The organism is Neiella litorisoli, from assembly GCF_014773395.1.
Lineage (GTDB): Bacteria > Pseudomonadota > Gammaproteobacteria > Enterobacterales > Neiellaceae > Neiella > Neiella litorisoli.
In genome coordinates this window covers 21,098-40,324 of the sequence record NZ_JACXAF010000005.1, presented here as the reverse complement: position 1 = coordinate 40,324, position 19,227 = coordinate 21,098, and the positions used below count along the sequence as shown (strand labels likewise).

The following is a 19,227-nucleotide window of genomic DNA, read 5'->3' as shown; positions in this document are numbered from 1 at the left end:
AAATTGGAAGTTTTTATACTTACATAAAAATTGTTAATCTATCTCACCTACTGCATTAGAAATTATTATTTATAGCTTATGCGCCCACTGTCGTTAGATAACCTTCGCACCTTGGTCACCGTCATTGAACTCGGCGGCTATGCCAAAGCTGGCAATAAGCTGGGGCGCTCGCAGCCCGCGGTCAGTTTGCAAATCAAAAAGCTTGAAGATCAGCTCGGCAAGCCACTCTTTACTAAGGAAGGCCAGCGCCACGTGCCCAATCAAGACGGGCTATTTCTCTATAAAAAAGCGCGCGACATGCTGAGCATTAATGACGAACTGCTCAATCATTTTCGGGAAACGCCACTGCGGGGCCGATTAAGGTTAGGAATTCCAAGCGAATTTGCCACCACCTTACTGCCGGGGATTATCGGTGAGTTTAATCAGCTTTACCCTGATGTGGCGTTGGAGATCACTTCATCACTCAGTAAGGAGCTGCTCAACGAACCGAAGAGCGAGCAATTCGATTTAATCTTGGCGTTGATTAATCCTGAGCAGGCCACTGACGGCGAGTTAGTGCTGGAAGATGATTTAGTCTGGGTTGGCTCAGCGAGGCATTCGTTGCCCCATGCGCCGCTGCCGCTGGTATTGGCGCCCGATGGTTGTGTCTATCGCAGTCGCGCCTTGAAGCGCTTGCAAGAGCAACAAGTCAACTGGCGCATCGCCTACACCAATGCTGATTTATATGGCCTGACCGCCGCCATACAGCAGGGCCTTGGGGTCACCGCGTTAGCTAAAACCAGTGTGCCACTAGAGCTGGAATTGATTCATCACCCTAGCCTGCCGGCGCTGGGAAAGATCAAGATTTGCTTATTCAGCCAAAAAACCTCGCACCCGCAAGCGGCAGAAAAACTGGCGCAGTTTATTAAGCTGCGGCTGCAACGATAGATAAAACCTCTAAGCGCTAAAATGGCAAAGCGCCAATCACAGCCCTAATCAAAGCCCCATGGCGCGTTTAACCAAGGCATTTTTAATGGGGCTGGCTTTATTGAGCAGATTCATACCAACGCCAATCATGCCTTTGACCGGCATCGGTAAGTCCGAAAAAGTTTGTTTAATGGCTTCCATCGCCGTGATCATTTCAACCGCAGCGGTTTTACGCTTACGCTCGTAACCGCGCCAAAACTGTGGCTCGCCCAAATCAAGTTCATCGCCATGGTCTGCTTTGGCTTGTTCCAGCGCAGCGACAAAATCTATCACGTCAGCAACCCCCAGATTAACGCCCTGACCGGCTAACGGATGAATGGTGTGGGCGGCATCGCCCATCAATACCAAACGATGCTTCAGCCACTGTCGCGCATAACGCATGGTGAGCGGAATCGAAGCACGATCATCCGCCACAGCACACAAACCAAGTTGTGAATCAAAAGCTGCGGTTAGTTTACGATTAAAGGCTTCTGCCGGAAGCGCCATTAATTCATCGGCACGCTCGGGTGGTAGCGACCAAACGATGGAGCAAAGATTTGGTTCATGGAGTGGTAAAAACGCCAACGGGCCATCTTGCGTAAACACCTGACGAGCGCAGTGATCATGGGGTAAATCGGTTTTGACAGTGGCCACAATGGCGTGGTGGCCGTAGTCTCTGAAGGTCAGCGGCAAGTTCGCTTGCTTACGGCCCCACGAGTTAGCGCCATCGGCACAGATAATCAGTTGTGCCCCAAGCATGGTGCCATCTTCCAGCGCTAGCCAAGCCTCGCGCTCATTCAGGTGAAGTTTGCTGCAAGCTGCGCCATAGAACAGTTGTAGATTGTCTTGTTGTTGCGCTTGTTGAAACAAGGCCGACGTGATCACCTGATTCTCAATAATATGACCCAGCACCTGCTGACCCAGGTCATTGGCGGTCATGTCGAGCTGACCAAATTGATCCGCCTGCCATACCGACATAGTGCGATAAGGCGTCGCTCGCTGAGCCACAATGCCCGGCCAACAACCGAGTTTTTCCAGCCACTGCTGACTGGCGGCATTGATTGCTGAAACCCGATTGGCGATTTGCTCGGAAGCAGTTTGCGGTTCGGTTGCGCGGTCAACAACGGCAACCTGATAGCCCAATGAGGCGCAGCCCAACGCTGCACTCAAACCCACCATACCACCGCCAATGACTACAATATCAACACTTTGCATGATTAACCTTTTGCTTTTGACCAGTCTTCAACAACTCGCGACAAGGCACTTACACCCATGGCCTGGTCAACCAACAACTGCTGGGCGGCGGGCAAGTGCGACATAGCGACTAACCCCAGGTTTCTCGCCCACTTGAGCGGTTTATTGCTATTGGAAAATAGTAGCGCTAAAGCATGGGTAGCATTGGCGACGCCATGCTGATCGCCGTCGCGCTGCTGCTGATAAGCCTGCACTGACGACGGCGCGCCGATGTCAGCATCCGCCCCCTGTTGGTTGAGCTGCATCGCTAGTTCCATGACATCGCGCAGCGCCAAATTAAAACCTTGGCCAGCAATCGGATGCAAGGCATGGGCAGCATTGCCAACGACCACAGCGCGGGGCAAGGCGGCTTGGGTGACCAATCGACGTTTTAATGGGTAACTTTGACGGCTGCCAACCTGTTCAATTAAGCCATTGCGATACCCCATGGCTTGTTGCAGTTCAGCGCTGAACTCATCATCGCTCAACGCCATCACCTGTTCGGCTCGCTCTGGCGGCAGGGTCCAAACCAGTGACCTGCGATTATCAGTCATAGGTAACAACGCCAGCGGGCCGTTGCTGGTAAAGCGCTCAACCGCCAAACCTTGATGTTCTACATCGGTAGTAATATTGGCGATTACCGCAACATGGTGATAGTCGTGTACCTCGGCTTGCACGCCAAGAAGCTTGGAGGTCGTGGAATCGCTGCCATCAGCGACCACCAGTAGCTTGGTATTGAGCGTAGCGCCCGATTTAAGGGTCAATTGGCGATATGCGGAATGCACTTGAGTGGCGACAATTTCATCGGGCCGATACCAATCAACATCCAGCTCCGCGGCCTTGTCAGCCAGTACTTGACCGAGAATACGCGCTGCCATCACTTGTCCAAAAGAAGCTGGTCCCAAACGAGCTTGATCAAGACTTGCCTCGGCAGCCACGCCTTGCTGGTCTGCATCGAGTCGGACCTTGCCATAGTTGCCTTCATCGGAAACATGGATCTTGCGGATGGGATAACCTTGTTCCGCAAGCGCTGGCCAAATATCCAGAGCTTTTAAGATCCGCACTGTCATGGCCGACAATGCCAATACTCGCTCATCGTAGTGCTCGGAAGTATCGGCCGTTTGCGATGACGGTTTTTCCGGCTGCGACTCCACCAGCGCGATGCGCCATGGCAATACCTGACGCAAGGCGTAAGCCAACGACAAGCCTGCCAAGCCAGCCCCAGCAATCACCAAATCGTATTCGGTGGTTTCACTGCTGGCAGCTTGGTGAGCGGTTTTCGACATATCCGTGGTCATCAATTTCGCTGTTTACTTTCTTGTTTATTTGGTTGTTGCCATGAGCTGTTCAATGTCAGCCAATTCTTTCGGGACACCGCCGGTCAGCAGTTCATAACCGTCGCGGGTGATCACGACATTGTCTTCAATGCGAATACCAATGTTATGCCACTTCAAATCAATATCATGGCTGTCATCAATGTAGATGCCTGGTTCAATGGTGAGCACCATGCCTTTGACAAAGGCTCGAAGCTGCTTGCCATCGGTGCGCTGATAATCGCCAACATCATGAACATCAAGCCCCAACCAATGACCAATGCCGTGCATGAGAAACGGTTTATGGGCGCCCTCTTCGAGCAGTTGTTCTAACTCGCCTTGCAGAATACCGAGCTTGAGTAGTCCCTCAGTGACCACTGCCACGGCCGCTTGGTTGGCTTGATAGAAGTTGCTACCGGGCTTAATGGTTGCCAGCGCAGCATATTGGGCATCGAGGACAATTTGATACAAGGCTTTTTGCTCATCACTAAAGCGGCCATTGACCGGAAACGTCCGAGTGATATCAGCGGCATAACCAGCCAATTCACAGCCCGCATCGATCAACACTAAGTCGCCATCAGCAATGGCATCCTGATTCTCGGTGTAATGCAAAATACAGGCATTGGCACCGCCGCCAACGATGCTGTTATAAGCTGGAAAGCGAGCACCATTGCGGGCAAATTCGTGGTGAATTTCTGCCTCGAGCTGGTATTCGTAAATACCCGGATAGGATTTTTCCATCGCTCGGCAATGGGCGTTGGCAGAGATCTCGCCAGCCCGGCGCATGATTGCCAGTTCATCTTCGTCTTTGATCAAGCGCATTTCGTCGAGCAAGCCCCGCACATCGCGTCTGAGTGACGGCGCTAACCAACCGCGCTTAGGTCCATGGCGCAGGGTGTTAATCAGATTCTGAACGTAATCATCCCAATCTGGGTAGAGCCCATCTGGGTACCATAATTGCGAGCAACCGTTGACCAGATCTTGCAACTGTTCATCTAACTCTGACAATTCAAATGCCGCATCAAGTTGCAAGGTATCGACCGCAGCATCAGCACCTAAACGACGGCCTTGCCAAATTTCAGCCAACTTATCTTTAGCGCGGCAAAATAGCGTGACTGGTTGCTCGCCATCGGGCTTGAGCACCAGTAAACCGTCGGGCTCGTTAAAGCCGGTCAGGTAATAGAAATAGCTGTCCTGTCGGAACATGAACTCGGTATCGGCCGAGCGGGTCAGTTCTTTGGCGGCAGGAATTAACACAATGCTGTTGGCTGGCAATTGCGCCATCAGTGCTTTGCGCCGCTCAACATAACGGCTCAGAGGGATTTGAACTGCTGACATAAACACTCTCTTTAATGAAGCGCTGGTTGTTGCTCGGTTTGCTTCGGTGGCAAGCCAAATTCGGCAAAGGCCATCATTGCCGCAATGCGGATGTATTCCTGCAATTCGGTCAGAGCAATATCGTTTTCGTCATCGGCTTCTTCGGGTACTTCTAGTAAGGCAATTTCACCAAGATCACGGAGGCATTCGTTCAGCTCATCGCTGGCCCCTTCCATATTCGGGCTGGCCGTGGCAAAACCGGCGAGAAATCCTTGCACCCACTGACTGGTCGCTTCAGCCTGTTGCACGAATGGCGCGTCATCCTCGGGTAGCAATAAACGAAAGCCAAGCTCTTCGTCGAGTAGCGTTTTACTGGTGACTTTACGCAAATCATCCACCAGCTGCTGCACTTGCTCTGGCAGGGATTCGCCGTTATTGGTTAAGTCGCACAAGTTATTGAGCCACTCGGGGCCGTCTTGGGTAAGACCTCCGCTCAGTTGACCAACCAAAATACCGTGTATTTCAGCGGCATCGGTGAGCATAGATTTCGCTTCGATGGCTTCGGATAAAGCCTCGTACAAACTGGGCGTCTGGTACATAATCAGAGATCCGTAAAGAGAAAACGCTTCATGCTAACACTGCACTCGAAGCGCTCCAACTTTGATCGAACCTTTGCCTTGATGTCGATGGTTCAGTATGGTCATCATCATTCGCATAAATAAGGCTAGAGGGAGCATTAGCCGATGTCGGATCAGGAAATTGAAGTCAAACTACTAGGCAAGACCTACACCTTGCGCTGCCCATCAGATGAGCTCGATGATTTAAAGCTGGCTGCTGATTTATTGGAGCAAAAAGTGGCTCAGCTACAAGGTAACAAGGCTTCACAAAGTACCGAACAAGTGGCGCTCATGGCGGCGTTAAACCTTTGCCATGAGTTACTTATTGAGCAACGCCGGTCGGAGCAATACGCCAAATCCATGGATAGCCGGATGCGCATGCTGCAAGCCACTGTTGAACGCGCGCTTAATGAAGGCAACAAGCGTGTTGACAAGGCCCCTCAAGATCCGAACAATTAGAGGTGTCTGCAGCGAGTATTCTGCTTATCTTCGTTAAGATACAGACGCGAGTTGCGACACGTTTCCCTGGGGTGTTTGCCAGCGGGCTAAGTCCCTGAGCCGATAATCACCTTTTCAGGAATAGCATCGGGTGCTATTGAGCAAGCTCAGATAAACTGAGAAGCCTACGGCAAACGCTTGTTGTTCCGCCTTGAACCGAATGGTTCAAGGGCAGACGCCAATGCAGCGGCACTCTGGGGTACTCCACTTTCCAATGCAGTATTGGCATGAATAACTTAATGGCTGAACGCGCAACTCTGCGCAAGCTGCTGCGCCAGAAGCGCCAAGCATTAACCTCTTCTGAACAACAACAAGCCAGCATTAATCTTGATTCGCGATTGCAGCAGGAACCGCTGTTGGCAAAAGCCAAAACGATTGCTGTTTATCTGGCGAATGACGGCGAAATCGATCTCACCCGTTTCTGTCACTGGTGTTGGCATCATGACAAACAACTTTGCTTGCCGGTACTGCATCCATTTAGCAAAGGCCATTTGTTGTTTCTGAAATACCAGCCAACAACACCAATGAAGCGCAACCGTTTTGGTATTTTTGAGCCCGAACTTAATGCCACTCAAGTGGTGCCTTTGGGCCAATTAGACGCCATTTTACTGCCTTTAGTCGGCTTTGATAGCGATGCCAATCGACTCGGCATGGGCGGCGGCTTTTACGATCGCACTCTGTCTCAATGGCATCAACAACGGCACCCCGCGACAACGCTGCTGGGTGTAGCCCACCAATGTCAGCAAGTTCCCGAACTACCGATTGCCAGTTGGGATGTACCATTGAATGCGGTGCTGACTCCGGCTCAAAGTTATGTTCGACCACAGCCTTCCGCTTGCAGCTAGGTCGTGCCCTTATAGCCAAAGCGTTGTTGCTTATAGAGCAAAAAGATAGCGCGAGTAGAAAAAGACGTCTAAACGGCTATTCTCAGATGGCCCTATCTTTGAGTATAATTCGCGCTCTCTTCCTAGGGGAACTCCTCAAGGAAACTTCAAGGACTAGCGCTAAGGTGACTTCCATGACACAGGATGAATTGAAAAAAGCAGTCGGCTGGGCTGCGCTGGAATACGTTCCAGAAGATACCATCGTCGGTGTTGGCACCGGCTCTACTGCGGCCCATTTCATTGACGCCTTGGCCACCATCAAACACAAAATCGAAGGCGCGGTGTCAAGCTCTGAAGCCTCTACCGAAAAGCTTAAAGGCTATGGTATTCCAGTGTTTGAACTGAACTCGGTCGACAGCATTGAAGTCTACGTTGATGGCGCCGATGAAATCACCAAACACATGCACATGATCAAAGGCGGCGGAGCCGCATTGACCCGCGAAAAAATCATTTCAGCAGTGGCCAAAACATTCGTTTGTGTTGCTGATGGCAGCAAAAAGGTGGATGTGCTGGGCAACTTCCCGCTGCCCGTTGAAGTGATCCCAATGGCGCGCAGTTATGTTGCCCGCGAGCTGGTTAAGCTTGGCGGCGATCCGGTGTGGCGCGAGGGCGTGATCACCGATAATGGCAACGTCATCCTTGATGTACATAACATGAAAATTGTCGATCCTAAGCAGTTAGAGCACGACATCAATATGATTACAGGTGTTGTCACCAACGGCTTGTTTGCTCACCGAGGCGCAGATATCTGCCTACTCGGTACCGAACAAGGCGTGGTTACGATGAAACCATAATAAAACTATCCCCACTCGCAAGCTCAAAGAGAACCCACTGATGCAAAAGTTTTCGCTCGATAAAGACAAAATTCGCATTCTGCTGTTAGAAGGGTTGCACCCTAGTTCAGAGCAGACATTTCGCGATGCTGGCTACACCAACATCGAATCACTGGCCACGTCCCTGCCTGAAGACGAACTGATCGAAAAGATCAAAGATGCCCACTTTATTGGTATTCGTTCGCGTACCAACCTGACTGAAGATGTGTTGTCCCACGCGAAAAAGCTCATTGCCATAGGTTGCTTCTGTATCGGCACCAACCAAGTGGATCTTCAAGCGGCGAAAAAACGCGGCATCGTGGTATTCAACGCGCCATTCTCAAACACCCGCAGTGTTGCCGAGTTGGTGCTTGGTCAAGCCATCATGTTGCTACGTGGCGTACCTGAGCGCAGTGCCAAAGCCCATCGCGGTGAATGGTTGAAAAGCGCCGTCGGCAGCTATGAAGCGCGTGGCAAAACCTTAGGTATTGTTGGCTATGGCCACATTGGTACTCAGCTCGGCATTTTGGCTGAAACCATTGGTATGCGCGTCAAGTTTTACGATGTGGAAACCAAGCTGCCACTGGGTAATGCCAGCCAAGTGAGCAACCTCAATGACTTGCTAGCGCAAGCCGATGTGGTGTCGTTGCATGTACCTGAAACGGCGCAAACTAAAGACATGATCGGCAAAGCCCAGTTTGACGCCATGAAGCAAGGCGCCATCTTCATTAACGCGGCGCGTGGTACCGTGGTGGTGATTGACGCTCTGGTCGAAGCGCTGAACAGCGGTAAGTTAGCTGGCGCTGCGGTCGACGTATTCCCGCTTGAGCCCAAGTCCAACAACGAAGAATTTGTCTCGCCACTGCGTGGCATCGACAATGTGATTCTAACCCCGCACGTGGGTGGCTCGACACAAGAAGCGCAAGAAAACATCGGTATTGAAGTAGCCGGTAAACTGGCCAAATACTCAGATAACGGCTCAACCCTGTCGGCGGTTAACTTCCCTGAAGTATCGCTGCCAGAGCACACTGACTGCAGCCGCTTGTTACACATTCACGAAAACAAACCAGGCATCCTGACTCAAATCAACCTGACCTTTGCCGAAAAGGGCGTCAACATCGCTGCCCAGTTCTTGCAAACTGATGATGCCTTGGGTTACGTGGTGATTGATGTTCACACCGAAGATGCGCAAACCGCGCTGGAACATCTGAAAACCATTGATGGCACCATTAAGACTCGGATTTTGCATTAAGCAACATCGCCGATAAATGCCAAAGCCAGCATGAAAATGCTGGCTTTTTTTATGGGTTGAAGACGAGCAACCTAGATCACAGGAGCGACATTTTAATCGCTCTGCGACTGGTCTAACCAGATAAAATGACGTACAACAACAGCGACCAAGGATCGTTGGAGGCGGTTTTGTGATCACTCAATCTTCACAGTTTTTGCCCTACAGTTATGGCGAATTACACCTTCGTGTAATTAAACCAGAAACGGCGCCAAGCCACCTGCCGGTGCTTATGCTGCATGGATCAATGAGCAATGGTCGGGTGTTTTATACCGAATCAGGTAAAGGGTTAGCCTGCCATTTGGCGCGGCAAGGGCATCCGGTTTATGTCATGGATGTGTTTGGCAACGGCAACAGCAAACCTCGTCTCAAGGGTGGCGAGAAGTTTGGTCAATCTGAAGTGATTAATCGGCAAATCCCACTCGCTCATGAATGGATCATGCAACAACACCAGCAGCAAGTGCACTGGCTAGGCCATTCGTGGGGCACCATTTTAATGGCGAGCCATTTAGCCAAATATCCAAAGCGATTAGCGGAAGTGAAAACCCTAGCGGGCTTTGCCAGCAAGAAGACCATTTACTCGCGCCACTTAAAAAAGAAGTTCATGGTTAACTTAATTTGGAATCGAGTGTGTCCTTGGTTAACCAGACGCTACGGCTACCTGCCGGCCAAAAAATTCAAGCTGGGGATGGATAATGAGTCGTCCGTGTCATTGGCAGATAATGTTCGCTGGGTGAACTCAAGCCAATGGCAAGACAGCGATGGCTTTTGTTTTCACACCGCGGCACAAAACATCAACTGGCCGCCAACTTGGTTCTTTGCCGGTCAGGGTGATTCGGTATTGGGTAATCCCAACGATGTTCAAGCTTTCTTGCGCGACAGCAAAAACACGGGCGCCAAATACACCTTACTGAGCAAAGCCAACGGCAACCTCAGAGACTATGATCACACCAGTCTATTGGTCCACCCAGATGCATTTAACGACCACATTCCACTGTTTAGTGCTTGGTTGAAGCAGCAAGAAATCTGAGCGGCTGCATACGGCAATAATTGTTATAGACACCTCGACTAAAATCGATTATTCAGTAGCGATGAGTCTGCCTTGTCTTGGCAAGGCAGACAGCAATTGATTCCTTGCGAAAGGTTGGCATATGTTCGATCAGTTCATTTCAATATTAGAAACAACCCTATTCACCTTTAACGATCAGCCAATTACTGTTTGGGCCATTATCACGGTCCCGACTTGGGTTTTGATCAGCTTGTGGGTGTCGCGCATCGTTATCAAAGCGGTGTCAGCGCGTATGCTGGCCAAAGACAAAGATCCGAACATCGTGCAATTGATTGAACGGATTCTGATTGTGCTGTCGATAGCAGTGATCTTCCTAACCACTTTGTCGATGCTTAACGTGCCGATTACTGCCTTTGCATTTTTATCCGGTGCCATTGCCATTGGTTTTGGTTTCGGTGCCCAAAACATCATTAACAACTTTATTAGCGGTTGGATTTTAATTGGCGAAAAACCGATTCGACTCGGTGACTTTCTTGAAGTGGAAGGCGCCAAAGGTACGGTTGAGCAAATTAACACCCGCTCCACTCGCATTCGTCGGGTTGACGGCGTTCATATGCTCGTGCCAAACAGCAAGCTGCTTGAGAACACCGTCATCAACTGGACCTTACGTGACAAACTGGTCCGCGGCACTGTGGCGGTAGGGGTTGCCTATGGTAGCGACGTGCGCCTCGTGGCGAAGCTAATGACCGAGGTCACCGCCCGCCAACCGCAAGTGATTGATTCGCCGAAACCTGAAGTGTTCTTTCAAGACTTTGGTGATAACGCGTTGGTGTTCGAATCTTACTTCTGGATCAATTCAAGAGTGGAAGGCGGGATCCGAGCCGTTGCCAGCAATATTCGTTTTGAGATTGAAGAAGCATTTCAGCAACACGACATTGTTATCGCCTTCCCACAACGGGATGTTCACCTCGACGGCCAGATCAAGCTGGTCCGTCAGTAGGTTATCGAACTCGAGTAAATTACGACGAAGACACCGCAGGAGCTTCCGCTTTAGCAGACATTGCTGGGCGGACGCTGCCAATCCCTTTCATTAAGCGGCCCAAGATGTCGGCACCGGTGATCACTCGCTTGTGCTCTTCTGACCACACTAAGATCACGTCACGGTCTAACACTTCATCGCTATTCACCGCAACTTCTTGAGCATGCTTCAACTCCTGCATGGCCGCACCAAGCGTCACGGTGGGATCCTCGATGACCACCGGCCGATGGCAATATTTATAAATATCAGTCGCCACATCATCCAATAAGGCAGAGCGAATAAAGCCATCGGCATCAAGTACTAAGCGCGGTTCATTCTGATCGGTGATCACCACCCATTTATGGCCAGACTGATGTATTTGTTTGATCAGCCCCTGATATTCAGGATCATTAGCCTCTGGAAAAATCGGTAGATCAAGCTTGCAAGGGCGCGCCAGCAAACTGGCCGGATCAAGCGGTTCACCTTCCTGAGTCACCGGCACTTCATCAACCGACAAAAAGTTAAGTGCTCCCACCCCTTCGACATGAACCACTTCGGCTTCCTCTGCTTCAACATGGGCAAGGATCATGGCTTTCAACTCTTTCTCACGAAAGTAGGTGATCCCTTCTCTACCCAGCCAACCATCAAGGATTAACGAGGTAAATTTCGCAACTGGGAACAGCAGCACTTGATACATGCGAATAATGGGCGTTAGAAAAGATGCCACTTTCAACGCATTACGAGAAAAATAAGCCTGCGGGAAAATCTCACCGAGGAAAGTAATCGCAATAGTCGAAAACAAAAACGCATAGATACCGGCCAGCACCGAATCGGACAATAAGGTCAACAATACATTAATCGACACATTGCCCCACAAAATCGTCGCCAGCAGGAAATTAGAATCTTCGCGCATGGCCAAAATCTTCACGGCATGCTTGTTATTGCGCTTTGCTTCTACTTCCAGCTGCAGACGGCTGAGGCTGAAATATGCCAAATTCAAACCAGAAAAAACCGCAGATTGGGTAATACAAAAAGCAATCCCTATCCACATAAATAGTTCCGTTGACATCGTTTTACTCTCTTTAAATTAATGACATTAATGTGCCGTTAGCGGCACTCATTTAGATCAGCGCACTTATCAACACGGTTCCCAATCCGAGAAACACAAAGAAGCCAACGACATCTGTTACTGTGGTCAAAATGACCGAGCCAGCAACCGCAGGATCTATTCGTAATTTCTTGAGAACAAACGGGATAATGGTTCCTGATGCACCAGCCGCGAGGCTGTTTAGAACAATGGCTACAAATAGAATCGAGCCAAGAATGGCCGAATTGAACCAATAGCCAACAATCGCCGCCACCAGTACTCCGAGCGCCACGCCATTGACTGCTGCAATTTTAATTTCCTTATGTAACAGTAGTTTCAAGTTACTGCTTTTTAAGTGATTCATGGCGATACCGCGCAGTGCCACAGCTAAAGTTTGGCTACCGGCAATGCCGCCCATGCTGGCTACCACTGGCATCAAAATAGCCAGTGCGACCACCTGCTCGACGGTCGCTTCGAATAGGCCAATCACCGCGGAGGCCAGAAAGGCGGTCATCAGGTTCGTCACCAACCAAATAGCCCGCATCCGCGCCGCAACAGGGATCGGGGTAAATAGATCTTCCTCATCATTGGTCGCTTCAGTGGTGAATACTTCCAGCGAGCGTTCTTTAAGGCGCCCCATCAACAATGACACGGCAACCGCACCAATAATCTTGTTGTTTTTCTGGACCGGCACCCAGGCAAAGCCATCAACAGGATTGAGCCGCTGCGCCGCCTCGGTCATGTCTTCGCTATCGCTAATCAACTCCATCGCGACCAGAATATCCTGCAAGCGAGTTTCCGGCGGTGCCGCTAAAATTTGGCCAAGGTTACAACCGCCCCGAAACACGCCATCTGAATCAACGACATAAATACCCACCACATTTTTCGGCTTGAGCTTATTAATCCGCTCGATGGTCCGTTGCACCGTCGCCGATGGTCGCGCCCGTAGGATCGACAAATTAAGGTAGCGGCCGACACTTTCATCTGGATAACTCAGCGCGTTTTGTAGTAACTCGCTGGCAGAAGCTTCCTGCTGATCGAGAAAATCTTCGACGAAATCATCAGGAAAAATTTCGGCAAAGGTAACGATGTCACGCTCAACAGCCTTTTTCTGCAGCCCGTTGAGTTGCTCCGCCGTAAGCTTTTTGACTAAGTGTCGCGCAGTTTCATAGTTAAGCAGATGGAGTACAGACCAAGCTCGATCCGCACTAATTTGCTGCCAGATAGCGACCCTATACTGATCAGAAACCGATTCGATAAGGTGAGCAATATCTGCATCGGTGTGCTCGCTGATAAACGCCAGTTGCAGCTCTGAGCCGGGCTGAGCCTCATGATGAGCAAAGGCTTTAAGTACCAGCGCAATTAGGTCAACGTGCTGCTCTGTTTGTTGTTCATTGGTATTCATCGCAACCTCCTATTTCGATCTACGGCAGATCAGGCGGTGTTAAACCGCCCTATGATCTGCCTGAGCAAAGTCAGCAACGACTGGCATTGCTATACTCGGTCGAACTCGCCCTTAGTGGCGTTAGCCTTGACCTTTGGTCCGATTGGCATTCGGCTTGGCGTTTTTCTCAATGAACTCGTAGATAAGCCCAGCGACATCTTTGTTAGTGGCAACCTCAATTCCTTCCAAGCCTGGCGAGGAATTCACTTCCATCACAACCGGCCCACGATTTGATTGCAGAATATCGACACCACACAGGTTTAAGCCCATGGCTTTGGCGGCATTAACCGCGGTCGCTCGCTCTTCTTTGGTCAACCGAACCAATTGCGCATTACCACCACGATGCAGATTGGAGCGAAACTCGCCCTCCGCCGCTTGGCGCTTCATTGCTGCCACCACACGGCCGCCAACGACAAAGCAACGAATGTCGGCACCGCCCGCTTCCTTAATGAATTCCTGCACCAGAATGTTGGCCTTGAGGCCCATAAAGGCTTCCATCACGCTTTCGGCCGCTTTCGCGGTTTCAGCTAAAACCACGCCGATGCCCTGAGTGCCCTCAAGTAACTTGATGACCAGCGGCGCGCCACCAACATTCTTAATCACATCCTGAATTTTGTCTGGTTTACTAGCGAACCCAGTTCGTGGCAGACCAATACCTTTGCGCGACAGCAACTGTAGCGAACGCAATTTATCGCGCGAGCGACTAATGGCAACGGATTCGTTGACACAAAACGTGCCCATCATTTCAAACTGGCGCACCACCGCTGTTCCGTAAAAGGTAATCGATGAGCCAATCCGAGGAATAACCGCGTCATATTTGGGTAACGTTTGGCCGTTGTAACGCACCGTCGGCTTGCTACTGGTGATGTCCATGTAGCAATGCAAGGTATCAATGATATCGACTTCATGACCACGGAGCTCACCGGCCTCTTTCAAACGGCGAGTGGAATATAAGTTTTCGTTTCTGGATAAGATTGCGATTTTCATTGTCAGGCCCTCTGCTAACGCCAGCAATTGAGCTGGCTAATCTGTTGGCGTGAAAGATAGAAGAAAAACAATGAAACAAAAAACTAAATAAATTAGGATGTTTATAAAATTATTTTTATCAAAACTATGCGTACTGACTTACTCGTTACCTTTCTTGATGTCAGCCGAACTCTTCACATTCGGATTTCGGCCGAGAATCTGTTTGTTACCCAAGCAGCAGTCAGCTCTCGGATTAAATTACTTGAGCAAGAGTTGGGTGTACTGCTTTTTGATCGCTCAAATAAGCGCCTAAAGCTGACTCCAGAAGGCTATAAGTTAGTTAAGTATGCCAATGACATACTGACCACTTGGCAGAAAGCCAAGCAAGATGTGGGCACGGCAGATGCTGATTCGTTGCAGCTCTTTATTGGCGGAGTGAGTTCAATTTGGGACATGGTGCTGCATGACTGGTTGCAAAAGGTTCATCGAAATTTTGAAGATGCTCATTTGCAAACCCATATCCATTCACCAGTTGAGTTGAGAAAACAAGTACTTACCAGACTGGTTGATATTGGCTTTGTGTTTGAACCCACCTACCTTGAGGACTTAGCCACGCAGAAAGTAGCGGTGGTGCCATTACAATTAGTCAGTAGCCAGCCGGTTCGCTCTGTTGAAGAAATTGAAAACTTTGTCATGGTGGATTATGGCGAGTCGATTAACTTTAAGTTTAATAATGACTTAGGTGAATTAATTACGGCCAAGCATCATATGAATCAACCGCGAATTGCGATGAGTTTCATCGTCGAAGCAGGCGGCGCGGCTTACTTACCAAGGCAGATGAGTTTTCATGAAATACGTAAAGGAAACCTACATTTAGTACCGGGAACGCCGACCTACCAGCGCGAGATTTATGCCATCTATCTGAACAAAAGCCATAAGGCTGATGTGATCAGAGATAGTCTGCATTTCTTCCCCTACATTAATGAATAATTTTTTATCAAAAGCCCATTATCAAAAAAAATTATTTATCAATACTTGTAGAGCAAGGTGACACCAGAGATGGTGTCGAGCTTTTCTTTCGAGACGCCATTATTATCAACTTCTGGCTTGGTCTGATGAGTCATCGATATACTCACCTTCAATGCCAGTTGGCCAACAATACTGGTCGTTAGTGAGGTTTCAGCACGACTAATCATGTTGCTTTCACCGCTTTCAAAGGTGACGGTTTGTCGAAAAGAGCTGTTGTCACTGATGGTCCAGTCAAACTGCGTCGCGCCGCGCAGAATTGCCTCACTGTCTTTTGAATCAGGTGAGTTATTCCAACGGTAACCCGGCCCAGCTTCGGTGTATAACTCCATCGAGTCAGCCGGAAAGAATCGATGACCCCAGCCACCGACCAAAGTAAAGAGGTCTTCCAAGCCATTGAAGCGGTCGTTTTCATAGGTCACCAGACCAAAGGTGTAGTCGACATCGGTCCAGTCACGGTCAGCTTTGTAAGAGCCACGGTAACGTTCAGCACTATTTTTACCGTTGCGTTTAGTCGAGTTGGCTTCAGCTTTTAAGAAGTGGCGCCAGTCGGCCCAGAAATAGTCAAACTCACCGCGAAAGCGCATGGACGATTGATCAGTATTACCGGTCGAATAGCTAAGACCACCTTCAACTTGTGCAGACCACCCCTGCTTTTTCAGATCTTCATCTGAAATACTAAGGCCGTATACACCGAAACTAAGCAAAGCCGTCGTTAGCGCAACGAGTCGGCATTGGCGCAATGCGAACATGATCAATCTCTGGATATTAGAATAATTTTCTGACGTTAAGTTAACAATTAACCTGCAAATTCTATATAACATCCTTCCCAAGACTCAAGGCAAATAGCCTCAATAAGAATTTGTCTGTCAGCCACAAAAAAGCCCGCTTAATGCGGGCTTTTCATTCTGTCAAAGATTGACGAGAAATTACAGTACGTTTACTGCGTTCAGATCAGCGAATGCTTGCTCTAAGCGAACAACCATTGACTCTTGACCTTTGCGCAACCAAACGCGTGGGTCGTAGTATTTCTTGTTAGGCGCATCTTCACCTTCTGGGTTACCGATTTGGCCTTGCAGGTAGTCGTGCTTGTCGGCTTCATAAACACGGATACCATCCCAAGTTGCCCACTGAGTATCAGTATCGATGTTCATTTTGATCACACCGTAGCTGATTGACTCTTGGATTTCTTCTTGTGAAGAACCAGAACCACCGTGGAACACGAAGTTCAGCGTGTTGTGAGGCAGGTTGTGCTTCTCAGAAACGTAAGCTTGAGAATCACGCAAAATGGTTGGAGTCAGCTTCACGTTACCTGGCTTGTAGACGCCGTGAACGTTACCGAAAGAAGCAGCAATGGTGAAATTCGGGCTGATTGCATTCAGTTTTTCGTAAGCGTAGTTCACTTCAGAAGGCTGAGTGTAAAGCAGTGACTGATCCATATCAGTGTTATCAACACCGTCTTCTTCACCACCAGTACAACCCAATTCGATCTCCAGAGTCATGCCGATTTTGCTCATGCGCTCAAGGTACTTGGCACAAGTTTCGATGTTTTCTTCCAGCGACTCTTCTGACAGGTCAATCATGTGAGAGCTGAACAGCGGCTTGCCAGTTTCTGCGAAGTGCTTCTCGCTCGCTTCCAACAGGCCGTCAATCCAAGGCAGTAATTTTTTCGCAGCGTGGTCAGTGTGCAAGATCACTGGTACACCGTAAGCTTCCGCCATGGTGTGAACGTGTTTTGCACCAGCAATGGCACCCAGAATAGCGGCTTCTTGGCCTTCCAGTTTCAAACCTTTACCAGCAAAGAACACCGCGCCACCGTTAGAGAATTGGATAACAGCAGGAGCCTTTACTTTCGCTGCAGCTTCAAGCACTGCGTTAACAGAATCAGTACCGACGCAGTTAACAGCAGGCAGAGCAAAGCCTTTCTCTTTAGCGATGGTAAAAACTTTGGCTACGTCGTCACCAGTTACTACGCCTGGTTTAACAACATCAAGAATATTCTGAGACATGATTATTTGTCCTGTGGGTTGATACAAATTGAGTTGAATAAGTCTAGATTATTTACGACAAAATTCATACGAATTCAGTTTCGAATAAAGTGTCGAATAAATAGTAACGGGAGCCTAAGGCTCCCGTTATATATTTTGGCTGGCTTAGCCGTTGGTACGCTCTTCGAGCATAGCAACTGCTGGTAGCTTTTTGCCTTCCACGAATTCAAGGAACGCGCCGCCACCAGTTGAAATGTAAGACACCTGATCTTTGATACCGAACTTGTCGATAGCAGCTAGGGTGTCACCGCCACCAGCAACTGAGAAACCTTCTGACTCAGCAATTGCTTTCGCAACGATTTCAGTACCCTTAGCGAATTCATCAAATTCGAATACGCCAACAGGGCCATTCCACAGAATGGTTTTCGCTTCTTTGATGATTTTTGCTAATTCTTCTGCTGAGTCTGGGCCCAAGTCGAAGATCATATCGTCGTCTTCTACATCGGCTGCAGATTTAACAACGGCTTTTTCATCTTCTGAGAAGTTTTTACCAACAGCAACGTCAGTCGCAACGGGAATGGCACACTCTTTCATCAGTTTTTGCGCGGTTGGAATCAAGTCTGATTCGCACAGTGACTTACCAACGTTGTTGCCAGTTGCTGCAACGAAAGTGTTGGCGATACCACCGCCAACCACTAACTGGTCAGCAACTTTTGACAACGACTCAAGGACAGTCAGTTTGGTTGATACTTTAGAGCCTCCAACGATTGCAATCATTGGACGCGCAGGGTTATCCATCGCCGCGCCAAGTGCTTCAAGTTCAGCAGCCAACAACGGACCAGCACAAGCAACTGGCGCGTTCATGCCAACGCCGTGAGTTGATGCTTGGGCACGGTGCGCGGTACCAAATGCGTCCATGACGAAAATGTCACACAAAGCAGCGTATTGTTTCGACAGCGCTTCGTCGTTTTTCTTTTCGCCTTTGTTGAAACGAACGTTTTCCAGTACAACAACTTCGTTTTCAGCCAGCTCAACGCCGTCTAAGTAGTCTTTAACCAGGCGAACCGGCACATCAAGCGCTTCGTTAAGGTAATCAACAACTGGTTGTAAAGAGAACTCGTCCGCATACTCACCTTCAGTCGGACGACCTAAGTGAGAGGTCACCATTACCTTGGCACCGGCTTTCAGCGCGTGCTCAATGGTAGGAATTGATGCCAGAATACGAGCATCAGAAGTGACTTTGCCATCCTTTACTGGCACGTTCAGATCTGCACGGATAAACAGGCGCTTGCCAGCTAAATCCAGATCTTTCATTTTCAATACGGACATGATCATTCCTCTAGAATTGCTTTGTGTATTTGGGTGAGTTGAGGCCTTTTGCCTCAGCTCGAATTCGAACTCAACGCAGTATAGTGCGTTGTTATTCACTGTGCTGTACTTCGTTCATCAACACCGAACGGGCGGCTCACAGCGCAGGGCTAGTTATCCTTAGAGCCATAAGGCCTTGGCGTCAAAGCAGGCGCATTATGTTACAACCGGAAGAAATCGTAATTGATTTACATCAGAGTGAACACAAGTCACACTTTTTGGCCAAAATTTTTTCTGTGTTCCGGTCAATTTGTGGTTTTACAACGAAAAATCAACCGCACCGCCCTTTTTATTTTAATTAATTTTCCATTCAAAGTAATTAAATAACAATCCTGATTGGCAACATTGACGTACGCATCGAGCCGTATCCCCCGTGATTCGGGGACTTCACTCAATGATTAGCGTCTGAGCACG

General features: G+C 49.3%; 18 protein-coding genes and 1 other RNA gene. 9 read left to right on the top strand and 10 right to left on the bottom strand.

The features are described 5' to 3' along the window. Window positions 1-78 precede the first annotated feature (78 nt). Complete coding sequence (locus IC617_RS04905) at window positions 79-927, top strand: LysR family transcriptional regulator (RefSeq protein ID WP_191143871.1); 849 nt, start codon at window positions 79-81, stop codon at window positions 925-927. 48 nt (window positions 928-975) lie between these two features. Here the strand turns inward: IC617_RS04905 and IC617_RS04900 are convergent, their stop codons facing one another. From IC617_RS04900 to IC617_RS04885, 4 genes are read right to left on the bottom strand one after another with little or no spacing between them, the layout of a single operon-like run. Beyond that, on the bottom strand, window positions 976-2,160 hold the full coding sequence (locus IC617_RS04900) for an FAD-dependent oxidoreductase (RefSeq protein WP_191143870.1): 1,185 nt from the start codon (window positions 2,158-2,160) through the stop codon (window positions 976-978). A gap of 2 nt (window positions 2,161-2,162) precedes the next feature. After that, window positions 2,163-3,464, bottom strand: coding sequence for a 2-octaprenyl-6-methoxyphenyl hydroxylase (gene ubiH, locus IC617_RS04895; protein ID WP_191143869.1), 1,302 nt, complete (start codon window positions 3,462-3,464; stop codon window positions 2,163-2,165). A 36-nt stretch (window positions 3,465-3,500) separates the two neighbouring features. Beyond that, the gene (gene pepP, locus IC617_RS04890; protein ID WP_191143868.1) at window positions 3,501-4,829 is read right to left on the bottom strand and encodes a Xaa-Pro aminopeptidase; all 1,329 of its coding nucleotides are present in this window, start codon (window positions 4,827-4,829) and stop codon (window positions 3,501-3,503) included. Between the two features lie 11 nt (window positions 4,830-4,840). Beyond that, on the bottom strand, window positions 4,841-5,407 hold the full coding sequence (locus IC617_RS04885) for a UPF0149 family protein (RefSeq protein ID WP_191143867.1): 567 nt from the start codon (window positions 5,405-5,407) through the stop codon (window positions 4,841-4,843). Window positions 5,408-5,551: 144 nt separating this feature from the next. Here IC617_RS04885 and IC617_RS04880 point away from each other — a divergent pair, with 144 nt between their 5' ends. The 7 genes from IC617_RS04880 (at window position 5,552) to IC617_RS04850 (ending at window position 10,916) form a co-directional block, all read left to right on the top strand. Beyond that, complete coding sequence (locus tag IC617_RS04880) at window positions 5,552-5,884, top strand: cell division protein ZapA (RefSeq protein ID WP_191143866.1); 333 nt, start codon at window positions 5,552-5,554, stop codon at window positions 5,882-5,884. Between the two features lie 60 nt (window positions 5,885-5,944). After that, a non-coding RNA gene (gene ssrS / locus IC617_RS04875) (6S RNA) lies at window positions 5,945-6,128 on the top strand. Between the two features lie 22 nt (window positions 6,129-6,150). After that, window positions 6,151-6,768, top strand: coding sequence for a 5-formyltetrahydrofolate cyclo-ligase (locus IC617_RS04870; RefSeq protein ID WP_224745804.1), 618 nt, complete (start codon window positions 6,151-6,153; stop codon window positions 6,766-6,768). A gap of 173 nt (window positions 6,769-6,941) precedes the next feature. Continuing rightward, window positions 6,942-7,601 (top strand): ribose-5-phosphate isomerase RpiA, encoded by a 660-nt coding sequence (rpiA, locus tag IC617_RS04865; RefSeq protein ID WP_191143865.1) that lies wholly within the window; start codon window positions 6,942-6,944, stop codon window positions 7,599-7,601. Window positions 7,602-7,641: 40 nt separating this feature from the next. After that, window positions 7,642-8,871, top strand: a complete 1,230-nt coding sequence (serA, locus tag IC617_RS04860) for a phosphoglycerate dehydrogenase (RefSeq protein WP_191143864.1) — start codon at window positions 7,642-7,644, stop codon at window positions 8,869-8,871. A 169-nt stretch (window positions 8,872-9,040) separates the two neighbouring features. Next, complete coding sequence (locus IC617_RS04855) at window positions 9,041-9,937, top strand: alpha/beta fold hydrolase (protein ID WP_191143863.1); 897 nt, start codon at window positions 9,041-9,043, stop codon at window positions 9,935-9,937. Between the two features lie 121 nt (window positions 9,938-10,058). Continuing rightward, window positions 10,059-10,916, top strand: coding sequence for a mechanosensitive ion channel family protein (locus IC617_RS04850; protein WP_191143862.1), 858 nt, complete (start codon window positions 10,059-10,061; stop codon window positions 10,914-10,916). A 19-nt stretch (window positions 10,917-10,935) separates the two neighbouring features. On the opposite strand, the gene IC617_RS04845 is transcribed toward IC617_RS04850, so the two are convergent. The 3 genes from IC617_RS04845 to rimK form a co-directional block, all read right to left on the bottom strand. Then, a complete protein-coding gene (locus IC617_RS04845) occupies window positions 10,936-12,003 on the bottom strand; it encodes a DUF21 domain-containing protein (RefSeq protein ID WP_191143861.1) in 1,068 nt (355 codons plus the stop codon). Window positions 12,004-12,055: 52 nt separating this feature from the next. Next, a complete protein-coding gene (locus tag IC617_RS04840; protein ID WP_191143860.1) occupies window positions 12,056-13,426 on the bottom strand; it encodes a magnesium transporter in 1,371 nt (456 codons plus the stop codon). Window positions 13,427-13,546: 120 nt separating this feature from the next. Next, window positions 13,547-14,452 (bottom strand): 30S ribosomal protein S6--L-glutamate ligase, encoded by a 906-nt coding sequence (rimK, locus tag IC617_RS04835; protein ID WP_191143859.1) that lies wholly within the window; start codon window positions 14,450-14,452, stop codon window positions 13,547-13,549. Between the two features lie 126 nt (window positions 14,453-14,578). On the opposite strand from rimK, the gene IC617_RS04830 reads away from it, so the two are divergent. Further along, entirely contained in the window at window positions 14,579-15,421 is an 843-nt protein-coding gene (locus tag IC617_RS04830; protein WP_191143858.1) for a LysR family transcriptional regulator, read from the top strand. A gap of 38 nt (window positions 15,422-15,459) precedes the next feature. Here the strand turns inward: IC617_RS04830 and IC617_RS04825 are convergent, their stop codons facing one another. The 3 genes from IC617_RS04825 to IC617_RS04815 form a co-directional block, all read right to left on the bottom strand. After that, window positions 15,460-16,209: a DUF481 domain-containing protein gene (locus IC617_RS04825; RefSeq protein WP_191143857.1), complete on the bottom strand. Its 750-nt coding sequence runs from the start codon at window positions 16,207-16,209 to the stop codon at window positions 15,460-15,462. Window positions 16,210-16,386: 177 nt separating this feature from the next. Then, on the bottom strand, window positions 16,387-17,466 hold the full coding sequence (gene fbaA / locus IC617_RS04820; protein WP_191143856.1) for a class II fructose-bisphosphate aldolase: 1,080 nt from the start codon (window positions 17,464-17,466) through the stop codon (window positions 16,387-16,389). A 144-nt stretch (window positions 17,467-17,610) separates the two neighbouring features. Beyond that, a complete protein-coding gene (locus tag IC617_RS04815) occupies window positions 17,611-18,774 on the bottom strand; it encodes a phosphoglycerate kinase (RefSeq protein ID WP_191143855.1) in 1,164 nt (387 codons plus the stop codon). Window positions 18,775-19,227 lie beyond the last annotated feature (453 nt).

Excerpts from the sequence above, each read along its gene's own strand:
- rpiA (WP_191143865.1), top strand. The coding sequence starts at position 6,942 with ATGACACAGGATGAATTGAAAAAAGCAGTCGGCTGGGCTGCGCTGGAA.
- IC617_RS04840 (WP_191143860.1), bottom strand. The coding sequence starts at position 13,426 with ATGAATACCAATGAACAACAAACAGAGCAGCACGTTGACCTAATTGCG.
- fbaA (WP_191143856.1), bottom strand. The coding sequence starts at position 17,466 with ATGTCTCAGAATATTCTTGATGTTGTTAAACCAGGCGTAGTAACTGGT.
- IC617_RS04815 (WP_191143855.1), bottom strand. The coding sequence starts at position 18,774 with ATGTCCGTATTGAAAATGAAAGATCTGGATTTAGCTGGCAAGCGCCTG.
- IC617_RS04830 (WP_191143858.1), top strand. The coding sequence starts at position 14,579 with ATGCGTACTGACTTACTCGTTACCTTTCTTGATGTCAGCCGAACTCTT.
- IC617_RS04825 (WP_191143857.1), bottom strand. The coding sequence starts at position 16,209 with ATGTTCGCATTGCGCCAATGCCGACTCGTTGCGCTAACGACGGCTTTG.
- IC617_RS04900 (WP_191143870.1), bottom strand. The coding sequence starts at position 2,160 with ATGCAAAGTGTTGATATTGTAGTCATTGGCGGTGGTATGGTGGGTTTG.
- IC617_RS04885 (WP_191143867.1), bottom strand. The coding sequence starts at position 5,407 with ATGTACCAGACGCCCAGTTTGTACGAGGCTTTATCCGAAGCCATCGAA.
- serA (WP_191143864.1), top strand. The coding sequence starts at position 7,642 with ATGCAAAAGTTTTCGCTCGATAAAGACAAAATTCGCATTCTGCTGTTA.
- ubiH (WP_191143869.1), bottom strand. The coding sequence starts at position 3,464 with ATGTCGAAAACCGCTCACCAAGCTGCCAGCAGTGAAACCACCGAATAC.
- IC617_RS04905 (WP_191143871.1), top strand. The coding sequence starts at position 79 with ATGCGCCCACTGTCGTTAGATAACCTTCGCACCTTGGTCACCGTCATT.
- IC617_RS04850 (WP_191143862.1), top strand. The coding sequence starts at position 10,059 with ATGTTCGATCAGTTCATTTCAATATTAGAAACAACCCTATTCACCTTT.
- IC617_RS04870 (WP_224745804.1), top strand. The coding sequence starts at position 6,151 with ATGAATAACTTAATGGCTGAACGCGCAACTCTGCGCAAGCTGCTGCGC.
- pepP (WP_191143868.1), bottom strand. The coding sequence starts at position 4,829 with ATGTCAGCAGTTCAAATCCCTCTGAGCCGTTATGTTGAGCGGCGCAAA.
- IC617_RS04845 (WP_191143861.1), bottom strand. The coding sequence starts at position 12,003 with ATGTCAACGGAACTATTTATGTGGATAGGGATTGCTTTTTGTATTACC.
- IC617_RS04880 (WP_191143866.1), top strand. The coding sequence starts at position 5,552 with ATGTCGGATCAGGAAATTGAAGTCAAACTACTAGGCAAGACCTACACC.
- rimK (WP_191143859.1), bottom strand. The coding sequence starts at position 14,452 with ATGAAAATCGCAATCTTATCCAGAAACGAAAACTTATATTCCACTCGC.